General features: G+C 74.7%; 11 protein-coding genes. 7 read left to right on the forward strand and 4 right to left on the reverse strand.

Annotation, left to right across the window (positions count from 1 at the left end; genetic code table 11):
* From BKE38_RS31945 to BKE38_RS10405, 7 genes are all read left to right on the forward strand, one after another.
* On the forward strand, positions 1–2343 hold a 2343-nt coding region (locus BKE38_RS31945), incomplete at its 5' end, for a hypothetical protein (RefSeq protein ID WP_076957246.1).
* A gap of 170 nt (positions 2344–2513) precedes the next feature.
* Positions 2514–2903, forward strand: coding sequence for a flagellar basal body rod protein FlgB (locus BKE38_RS10380; protein ID WP_076957247.1), 390 nt, complete (start codon positions 2514–2516; stop codon positions 2901–2903).
* Between the two features lie 28 nt (positions 2904–2931).
* Positions 2932–3342: a flagellar basal body rod protein FlgC gene (flgC, locus tag BKE38_RS10385; protein ID WP_076957248.1), complete on the forward strand. Its 411-nt coding sequence runs from the start codon at positions 2932–2934 to the stop codon at positions 3340–3342.
* Positions 3339–3686 (forward strand): flagellar hook-basal body complex protein FliE, encoded by a 348-nt coding sequence (fliE, locus tag BKE38_RS10390; RefSeq protein WP_076957249.1) that lies wholly within the window; start codon positions 3339–3341, stop codon positions 3684–3686. Before flgC ends, fliE begins: the two co-directional genes overlap by 4 nt.
* Positions 3687–3748: 62 nt before the next feature.
* Complete coding sequence (locus tag BKE38_RS10395; protein WP_076957254.1) at positions 3749–4024, forward strand: flagellar biosynthetic protein FliQ; 276 nt, start codon at positions 3749–3751, stop codon at positions 4022–4024.
* Positions 4021–4797: a flagellar biosynthetic protein FliR gene (locus BKE38_RS10400; RefSeq protein WP_076957250.1), complete on the forward strand. Its 777-nt coding sequence runs from the start codon at positions 4021–4023 to the stop codon at positions 4795–4797. Before BKE38_RS10395 ends, BKE38_RS10400 begins: the two co-directional genes overlap by 4 nt.
* A 3-nt stretch (positions 4798–4800) precedes the next feature.
* The gene (locus BKE38_RS10405) at positions 4801–5865 is read left to right on the forward strand and encodes an EscU/YscU/HrcU family type III secretion system export apparatus switch protein (protein WP_076957251.1); all 1065 of its coding nucleotides are present in this window, start codon (positions 4801–4803) and stop codon (positions 5863–5865) included.
* Positions 5866–6130: 265 nt separating this feature from the next.
* Here the strand turns inward: BKE38_RS10405 and BKE38_RS10410 are convergent, their stop codons facing one another.
* From BKE38_RS10410 to BKE38_RS10425, 4 genes are all read right to left on the reverse strand, one after another.
* Positions 6131–6385 carry a hypothetical protein gene (locus BKE38_RS10410; protein WP_076957252.1) on the reverse strand — a complete coding sequence of 85 codons (255 nt, stop codon included), beginning with the start codon at positions 6383–6385 and terminating at the stop codon, positions 6131–6133.
* 184 nt (positions 6386–6569) lie between these two features.
* Positions 6570–7928, reverse strand: coding sequence for a FliI/YscN family ATPase (locus tag BKE38_RS10415; protein ID WP_076957253.1), 1359 nt, complete (start codon positions 7926–7928; stop codon positions 6570–6572).
* Entirely contained in the window at positions 7928–8827 is a 900-nt protein-coding gene (locus BKE38_RS10420; protein WP_083747452.1) for a CheR family methyltransferase, read from the reverse strand. The genes BKE38_RS10415 and BKE38_RS10420 overlap by 1 nt, the downstream gene beginning before the upstream one ends.
* Positions 8824–9462, reverse strand: a 639-nt coding sequence (locus BKE38_RS10425; RefSeq protein WP_131829557.1) for a CheB methylesterase domain-containing protein, incomplete at its 5' end; no start/stop codon positions are given. The genes BKE38_RS10425 and BKE38_RS10420, both read right to left, overlap by 4 nt.

Raw genomic sequence — 9462 nt, forward strand, 5'->3', positions numbered from 1 at the left:
CCGGCGGCGCCGCCGCCGGTCGCTCAGCCGCCCGCTGCCCAGGCTCCCGCCGCGCCGCTGCCGCCGCGCGCCGCCACCCCCGGCGCCGCCATGCCGGTGACCGCGCCGATCCCGCTGCCCTTCGGCCGCTCGGTCGGCGCCGCGGCGCTGGCCCGCGGCGGCGCGCTGATCATCGCCTTCGACGACAACCGCCCGCTCGAGCTGGCGGCGCTGCGCCGTCTCTCTCCCGCGCTGGCCCGGATGGAGATCATGGAGGTGCCCGGCGCCGCCGTGCTGCGCCTGCCCCTGGTCCCCGGCGGCGGCATCCCCGGCCTGCGCCGCGACGCCGACGGCATCTGGCAGATCGTGCCCCCGAACAGCCCGCGCCCCGAGCGCATCCTGGTCGAGCAGGAGGAGGGCGCCAGCCCGCGCCTGCTGCTGCGCGTGGCCGAGCCCGGCCGCGTCGTCGCCGTGCCGGACCGCGAGACGGGGGGGCTGCTGCTGCTCGGCCTGCTCGGCGCCCCGGCCCGCGCGCTGCCGGTCGGCCAGAGCTTTTCGCCCTTCGACCTGCTGCCGACGGATCATGGCGTGGCGCTGGCGATCCGCGACCCCTCTGTCGCGCTGCGCACGGTGCGCGAGGGCTTCGCCGTGCCGCTGGCCTCCAAGGGCACGCTGGCGATCGGGCCGATCCCCGGCCATCTCGGCGAGGTCGGCTCGCAGATGGCCCGTGTCCTCGACCTGCAGGACCGCCCGGTCGCCGCGCTGATGCAGCGCCGCCGCACCCTGTTCTCCCAGCTGATGAACGCGCCGCCGCAGGCCCGCGCGGCGCTGCGGCTCGACCTGGCGGAGACGCTGCTGGCCATGGGGCTGGGCGCCGAGGCCCAGGCCCTGGCCCAGCTCGCCACCGAGGACGATCCGCGCATCGCCGGCGACAAGCGCGCGCTGCTGCTGACCGGCGCCGGCGCGCTGATGGCCGGGCGCGGCGAGGAATCGCTGGCACCGCTGGCCGATCCGCGCCTGCCGCGCGACGGCGAGCCCGCCTTCTGGCAGGCGCTGGCCCGGCTGGATGCGCTGGGGGAGGGCACGCCCTCGACCGAGCTGGCCGCGGCGCTCGCCCGCAACGCGCCGCTGCTGGTCACCTATCCGAAGGCGCTGCGCGACCGGCTGGTGCCGCGCGTGGCGCGCGCCCTGATCGAGGCCGGCGCCCAGCGCGACGCCGCCGCCCTGCTGGACGAGGCCCCGGGTGACACCCCGGCCCATGTCTTTGCCCGCACCCGCCTGGCCGAGGCGAAGGGCGAGACCGACGCCGCCATGGCCGCCTATGACAAGCTGACCGAGGGCCGCGACCGCGACATCCGCGACCGCGCCCGCGGCCGCATCGCCGAGCTCGGCCTGCTGACCGGCAAGCTCGACCCCGGCGCGGCGGCGGCCATGCTGGAGGCCGCCATCCCCGGCTGGCGCGGCGACCAGCGCGAGCTGAACCGGCGGCTGCGCGCCGCCGAGCTCTACCACCAGGCCGGCCAGCACGAGAGCGCGCTGGCCCTGCTGGAGGAGACGGCGACGCTGTTCCCCGACGCCGCCGAGACGGTGCAGGGACAGACCTCGGAAGCGCTGCTGGGCGTGCTGCTCGACCCCAAGACCCCGGTGATCGAGGCGGCGCAGTTCTACGAGCAGCGCCAGGCGCAGCTGCCGCAGGGCCCGCGGCTGGACGCGGCGGCGCTGCGCATCGCCGACGGGCTGGCGGCGCTCGACCTGTGGGATCCGGCGGCGCGGCTGCTGGCCAAGGCGGCGCTGAAGAGCGACCGCCCGGCGCCGATCAACCTGCGCCTGGCCGAGCTGCTGGTCGCCGCCGGCGAGGGGGAGAAGGCGCTCTCCGTCATCCAGGCCCTGCCCGAGGCGGCGCTGGAGCCCTCCGACCGGCCGCGCCGCTCGATGGCCGAGGCGCGCGCCATGGCGCTGTCCGGCCAGCTGACCCAGGCGACCGCGGCGCTGCGCAACATGGGCCCGGCCGGCGCGGCGCGGCTGGCCGACCTGCTGGCGGCGCAGCAGGACTGGGGCGGGGCGGCCGATGCGCTCTCCGCCCATGCCGCGGCGCTGCTGCCGGCGGCGCCGGCGCAGCTGAACCCGGCGCAGCGGCAGCTGCTGCTGCGGCTGGCCGCCTTCCGCACGCTGGCCGGCGACGAGGCGCGCATCGCCCAGCTGCGCGACAGCTATGGCAGCCGCATGGCCGGCGGGCCTTTGGGCGACGCCTTCGCGACGCTCACCGCCCCGCCCGCCAGCGCCGGCACGCCGGAGCTGCAGCGGCTGCGCCAGGAGGTCGCGCTCAGCCGGGCGCTGTCCAAGGAACTGCAAACCCTGCGGTAAGGGACGGGCGGTGCAGGTTCCCGGCGGGTCCAGTCCCTGCCGATCACGGGCCGAAAAGACCAGCTTTCGCTGTGGCCTGGCGGCATCACCCCGGGGGTCTTCGCGGGACCGTCTTGCACCCTGAAGGAGCGGTTAACATCTCGGCCGCAATCCGGGGTGACAAGGCGGGCATGAGCCAGCGTTCGACCGATCCTCTCGCCCTTGCCGGCCAGAAGCTCCACTGGCTGGACCAGCGCCAGCGCGTGCTGGCGCAGAACATCGCCAATGCCAATTCACCCGGCTACCAGCCGCAAGACCTGGCCCCCTTCGCCCAGGCGCTGGAGCGCGCCGGCGCCGGCGTGGCCATGGCCCGCACCGACGCGCAGCATCTCAGCACCGGGGTCGACCCGCGCGCCCGCAAGGACCGCAACAACGCCGAGCGCAAGCCGGACGGCAACGCCGTCTCGCTCGACCAGCAGGCGCTGAAGGTCGCCGAGACCGACCAGGCGCACCAGCTGGCCCTCGGCCTGCACCGCAGCTGGGTCGGGCTGTTCCGCAGCGCGCTCGGCCGCAACGGCTGACCTCACCTAGGTTCACCAGGGGAACTCGATGGATCTCGATCGCGCCCTCAGCGTCTCCGCCGCCGGCATGGCCGCGCAGTCGACGCGTCTCCGCGTGACGGCCGAGAACATGGCCAACCAGGACACCACCGGGCAGACCCCGGGGGCCGACCCCTATCGCCGCAAGACGGTGACCTTCACCAACCATCTCGACCGCGCGCTCGGCGTCTCCACCGTGCAGGCCAGCCGCGTCGGCACCCAGCAGGGCGAGTTCCCCGAGCATTACGAGCCGGCCCATCCGGCCGCCGATGCGCGTGGCTACGTCCGCACGCCCAATGTCGACAGCATGGTCGAGATGATGGACATGCGCGAGGCGCAGCGCAGCTACAGCGCCAACCTCTCGGTGCTGGAGACCACCCGCTCGATGCTGCTGCGGACCATCGAGGCGCTGCGCGGATGAGCACCACCCCGCTGAACGGCTCGGCCGCCTTCAACGCCTATCGCGCCGCCGCCCAGATCGGCAGCGGCAGCGAGAGCAGCAGCAGCACCGGCGCGACCGCCGGGCTGGGTGGCGTCGGCGGCGCCGGCGGCAGCTTCGGCGCCATGCTGGAGCGCGCGGTCAACAATGTCGTCGACACGACGCGCGCCGCCGACACCGCCTCGACCGGCGCCATCAACGGCACGGTCGGCGTCACCGACGTGGTGCTCGCCGTCTCCCGCGCGGAGCTCGCGCTGCAGACCACCGTCGCGCTGCGCGACCGCGTCGTCGCTGCCTACCAGGAAGTGATGCGCATGCCGCTCTGAGCGGCAAGGCCAGCCCAACGGGCCGGAAGATCCGGCCGGCATTGCCGCAGGAGGCGGTCGAGATGGAAAGCGATGCCATCGCGCTGGCGGGGCAGCAGGCGCTGTGGACCTGCCTGCTGATCGGCGGCCCGCTGCTGGGCATCTTGCTGGTGGTGGGCCTCTCGGTCGCCATCCTGCAGGCGCTGACCCAGGTGCAGGAGGCGGCGCTCGCCTTCGTCCCCAAGATGCTGGCGCTCGGCCTGGCGCTGCTGTTCGGCAGCTCGGCCGCCATTGCCGTGATGCGCGGCTTCACCGAGGGGCTGTTCGACCAGATCGTGGCCCTTGGCGGGGTGCGGTGAACGCCGCCGAGTTCCTCCAGGCGCTGCCGCACCTGGCGTTCCAGGCGGTGCTGGTGATGTGCCGCGTCGGCGCCTGCGGCATGGTGCTGCCCGGCATCGGCGAGACCGAGGTCTCCTCCAGCATCCGCCTGGGCCTGGCGCTGGCCGTGGTGGCGCTGCTGCTGCCCGGCCTCGAGCCGGTGCTGCCGCGCGAGCCGGCGACGGTCGCCGCCACCCTGCAGCTGGTCGGCACAGAGCTGGCGATCGGCCTGTGGCTCGGCTGGCTGGCGCGGCTGATGGTCTTCGCGCTGACCATCGCCGGCCAGACCATCGGCTTCTTCATCGGCCTGGCCAGCGTGCTGACCCCGGATCCGACCGTGGGCTCGGGCGGCACCGCGATCGGCCGCTTCCTCGGCATGGCCGGCACCGTGCTGGTGCTCTCCACCGGCCTCTACGCCATCCCGCTGCGGGCGCTGGCCGAAAGCTACGAGGTGCTGCCGGCCGGCGGCCCGCTGGCGCTGGGCGGTGCCGCCGAGACGGTCGCCGCCGCCACCGCCGCCAGCTTCAGCCTGGCGCTGCGGCTCTCGGCGCCGCTGCTGCTGCTGTCGCTGCTGCTGCAGATGGGCAGCGGGCTGCTGGCCCGCGTGGCGCCCCAGGCGCAGGTCTATATCCTGGCCGCGCCGGCGCAGACGCTGGCCGGCGTGGCCCTGCTCGCCGTGATCCTGCCGGCGCTGCTCGCCCATTGGGCCGAGGCCGTCCGCGCCGCCTTCTCCCTGCTGCCCGGGCTTGGCTGAGTCATGGCCGAGGGCAGCAGCGAGGCGGATGCCGAAGACCGCACACACGACCCCTCCGAACAACGGCTGCGCAAGGCGCGCGAGGCCGGCCAGGTCCCGCTCGGCCGCGAGGCGGTGCAGCTCGCCAGCCTCTGCGGCGGCGCGCTGGCGCTGTCCTGGCTTGGCCCGGCGCTCGGCCGGCAGCTGGTCGAGGCCTGCCGCGGGCTGTTCAGCCAGACCCATGCGCTGAGCTGGGACGCCGCCGCCCCCGACCTGATGGCGCGCGCTGCGCCACTGGTCTTCGGCTGCGCCGGCCTGGCCGCGCTGGCCGGCGTCATCGCGACGCTGATCCAGACCCGCGGCCTGATCAACGCCAAGGCGCTGGCGCCGAAGCCGAGCAAGATCAGCCCGCATACCGGCATCAAGCGGCTGTTCGGCCCGCAGGGGCTGATGGAGCTCGGCCGCGCGCTGATCAAGCTGCTGGCCTGCGGCCTGGCCATGTGGTGGGTGTCGGGCGACGTCATCGCCCTGCTGCCCGGGACGCTCGCCAGCCCGCCGGAGGAGCTGGCGACCACCGCCCTCAGCCTGATCACCCGGCTGCTGAGCTATGCCGTCGCGGCCTTCGCCGTCGTCGCCTTCGCCGATTTCGGCATCGTCCACTTCAAGCACATGAAGTCGATGCGGATGACGCTGCAGGAGGTGAAGGACGAGATGAAGGAGAGCGAGGGCGACCCGCATTTCCGCGCCCGCCGCAAGCAGATCGCCATCAGCCGCAGCCGCAAGCGCATGATGGCCGAGATCCCGAAGGCGACGGTGATCGTCACCAACCCGACCCACTACTCGGTCGCGCTGGCCTATGTCCGCGGCGTCGACGCGGCGCCGCGCATCGTCGCCCGCGGCGTCGACGCGCTGGCGATGCGCATCCGCGCCGAGGCCGACAAGCACGGCATCCCGATCATCCCGAGCCCGCCTTTGGCCCGCGCCTTGTACAAGCTCGACGACGGCGCCCAGATCCCGGCGGAACACTTCCAGGCGGTGGCGGAGATCATCGCCCTGGTGTGGCGGATGAAGGGTAATCGGGCAGCCTGAAGCAGAAGAGGATCAGGGTAGGTCGGGGGAATGAATTCCCCCGAACCCCCTTCTTTTTTCTGGGGTGACTGCCGTGTCCACGTGACGACAGTACGTGAAACGGCCCGGCCGCAGCGCGACCTTTGAGGTGGCGCCGTTTTTGTACGATGGCGTCCCGCCGTGATGCCCGGGTGTCGGCTTTGTTGAAGCGCTGGTCAGTCAACGGCCGGGAATCAGAAAAAAGAAGGGGTCCAGGGGAATTCATTCCCCTGGCCTACCTCTGTGCTTACTGCGGCTTGTCTTTCTTCCGGGACGCCATCTCATCCAGCGCCGCCTGCGTCTTCCGCCCAAGCCGCTTCTCTTCCTCGGCTTCGCGCGCCTCCCGGGCCAGCTCGACGACCCGTTCATTGGTCCGCGCCTGGGTCACCGCGCGGCGCGCTTCCTCGGCGGCGGCTTCGGCCAGGCGGGCTTCGGTGGCCATGCGTTCGCGCATCGCCTGGCCGCGCGGCAGCCAGGCGGCAAGCCCCGGCCCGGCCAGCATCTGCAGGCCGGGATCGGGCTGCGCGGCCTGGGCCTGGCGGGCGGCGGCGGTCTCGGCGGGGATGGCGGCGGCGGCGGCCTCGGCGCGGGACTGCGCCGCGGCGGCGGCCTGGGCGCGCTCGGCGGCGTCGCGCTGGGCCAGCGCCGTCTCCAGCGCGCGCAGGCGCTGGAGGACGGCCAGCGGGTCACGCGCGGCCAGCGCCGGCCTCCATGCTCTGCGCCAGCACGGCGAAGGCTTCGCCGGCGGTCATCACCGGCTCGTCCTTGCGCTGCGACAGGAAGGCCTCGATTCGGGGGGCGATCTGCAGCGCCTCGTCGACCGCCGGGTCGGTGCCGGCGCGGTAGGCGCCGAGGCGCACCAGCTCGGCCATGTCGGCTTGCAGCGACAGCAGGCGGCGGGCGCGCTGCATGGTCTCGCGCTCGGGCGGCGTCAGGCAGCCGGGGACGGTGCGCGACAGGCTGCGCAGGATGTCGATGGCGGGCCAGCGGCCGCGCTCGCCGATCTTGCGGTCGAGCACCACGTGGCCGTCGAGGATGCCGCGCACGGCGTCGGCGATCGGCTCGTCATGGTCGTCGCCCTCGACGAGGACGGTGAACAACCCGGTGATGGCGCCGCCCTGGCCCTCGAGCCCCGGACCGGCGCGCTCCAGCAGGCGGGGGAGCTCGGCGAAGACGCCGGGGGTGTAGCCGCGGGTGGCGGGGGGCTCGCCGGCGGCCAGGCCGATCTCGCGGCAGGCCAGGGCGAAGCGCGTCACGCTGTCCATCATCAGCAGCACGTGGCGGCCGTTGGCGGCCAGGCTCTCGGCCACCGTCATGGCGGCATAGGCGGCCTCGCGCCGCATCAGCGGCGGCGAATCGGAGGTGGCGCAGACCACGACGCTGCGCGCCAGGCCTTCGGGGCCGAGGTCGTCCTCGATGAATTCGCGGAGTTCGCGGCCGCGCTCGCCGACCAGGCAGAGCACCGCGGCGTCGCAATCGGCGCCGCGCGCCAGCATGGACAGCAGCGTGGACTTGCCGACGCCGGAGGCGGCGAAGAGGCCGAGTCGCTGGCCGGTGCGCATGGTGCAGAAGGCGTCCATGGCACGGACGCCGAGGTCGAGGCGCGGACCGAGGCGGGCGCGCAGCCCGGCCTCGGGCGGGCCACCGCGCAGCGGGCGGCCGATCGCGGCGCGGCCGACCGGGCCGCGGCCATCCATCGGCCGGCCCAGCGGGTCGACGACCCGGCCGAGCCAGCTGTCGTCGGGGTGCAGCTGCGGCGGGCCCTGGAACACCACGGGGGCGCCGAGGCGGACGCCCTCGAGGGCGCCATAGGCCATGGCGCGGGCCTGACCGCCGGAGAGCGCCACCACCTCGGCCGGGACGGGGCCATTGGCCGATTCGACGTTCACCCGGGCGCCAACCGAAAGAAAGGGCTGCAGGCCGGTGATCTCAACGGACAGGGCGCCGGCGGAGGCGACGCGCCCGGCGATGCGGCCCTGCGGCAGGGCGCGCAGGAGACCCGCGGCCTGGCGGGCGCGGGCGGCGGTGGTGAGCTCGGCCGGCATCAGGCGCCGCCCCAGCAGCGCGCCGCCGCCGGCGTGTCGAGGCGGTAGGCGCCGTGGCAGCCGGCCAGCGGCACGAAGCGGCTGCGCAGGCTCAGCAGCACTTCCGCCGCGCCGAGATAGAGGAGGCCATCGGCGGCCATCCGCTGCGCGCAATTCTCCACGACCCGCTCCTTGGTCGGCTGGTCGAGATAGATAAGCAGGTTGCGCAGCAGAACCACGTCGAAAGGGCCGGCGGAGGGCGGATTTTCGACCAGGTTGGCGGTCACGAATCGGCAATCGTCGCGCAGGGCGGCGATGGCGCGCAGCCCCCCGGGGACGGCCTCGAACCAGCGCGAGCGGCGGGCGGGGCTCAGCCCGCGGGCCGATTCGAAATCCGAGAAGACGCCTTCGCGGCAGCGGGCGACGACGCCGGAGGACAGGTCGGTGCCCAGGATCTCGACGCCGCGGCCGCCCAGCGCCGGGCGCCCCTCATGCGCCAGGATGGCCAGGGAGAAGGCTTCCTGGCCGGTGGAGCAGGCGGCGGACCAGAGCTTCAGCCGGGCGTCGCGCGGCCGGGCGGCGGCGAGCCGCGGCAGGGCGATCTCGGCCAGATGGCGGAACGGCAGCTCGTCGCGGAAGAAGCTGGTCTCGTGGGTGGCGGTGGCGGTGGCCATCTCGGCCGCCAGTGCGCCGGCGCCCGGGCCGCGCAGCCGGCGCAGCAGCGCGCCGAGATCGGCCAGGTTGTGGCGGCGCAGCAGCGGCGCCAGCCGGGTGACCAGCAGGTAGTCCTGCTCCGGTCCGAGCACCAGGCCGGAGACCCGGCGGATCGCCTGGGCCAGCTCCTGGAACTCGGCCGGCGACAGGTTGCTGCGCAGCGGCGGGATCGCGGGCGCCGCAGGCCGGGCCGCCGGCGCCGTCATGCGGCGCCGATCAGCTCCGCCAGGCGCTGGGCCAGCTGCGGCAGCGGCAGCACCTCGCGCGCGGCACCCCGCTCGACCACGGCGCCGGGCATGCCCCAGACCACGCTGGTCGCCTGGTCCTGGGCCAGCACCAGCCCGCCGGCCGCGTCGATGGCGACCGAGCCGGGGCCGCCGTCATGGCCCATGCCGGTCAGCACGGCGACGGCGCAGCGGCCGCCATAGACGCTGGCCAGGCTGCGCAGCATCGGGTCCACGGCGGGGCGGCAGAAATGCTCTTCCGGCCCGTCGGACAGGGTGATGGTCGGCGGGCTGCCGGCGGCGACCAGCATGTGCCGGCCACCCGGCGCCAGATAGGCGCGGCCGGGCAGCACCGGCTCGCCTTCCTTGGCGACCTGGACCGGGACCGGGCCGATGCGGCCCAGATGCTCGGCCAGCATCGGGATGAAGGCGGGCGGCATGTGCTGGGTCAGCAGCACCGGCAGGCGGGGCGGGCGGCGGAAGGCGCGGAAGACATGCGCCAGCGCCTCCGGCCCGCCGGTCGAGGAGCCGATGGCCAGCACCGCCGGCGGCACCGAGGCGCGCGGCGAGCGGCTGAGCACGATCGGCGCCGCGGGGGCCGGGGCGCGCAGCGGCGG

This window comes from Teichococcus deserti (assembly GCF_001982615.1).
GTDB classification, from domain to species: domain Bacteria; phylum Pseudomonadota; class Alphaproteobacteria; order Acetobacterales; family Acetobacteraceae; genus Pseudoroseomonas; species Pseudoroseomonas deserti.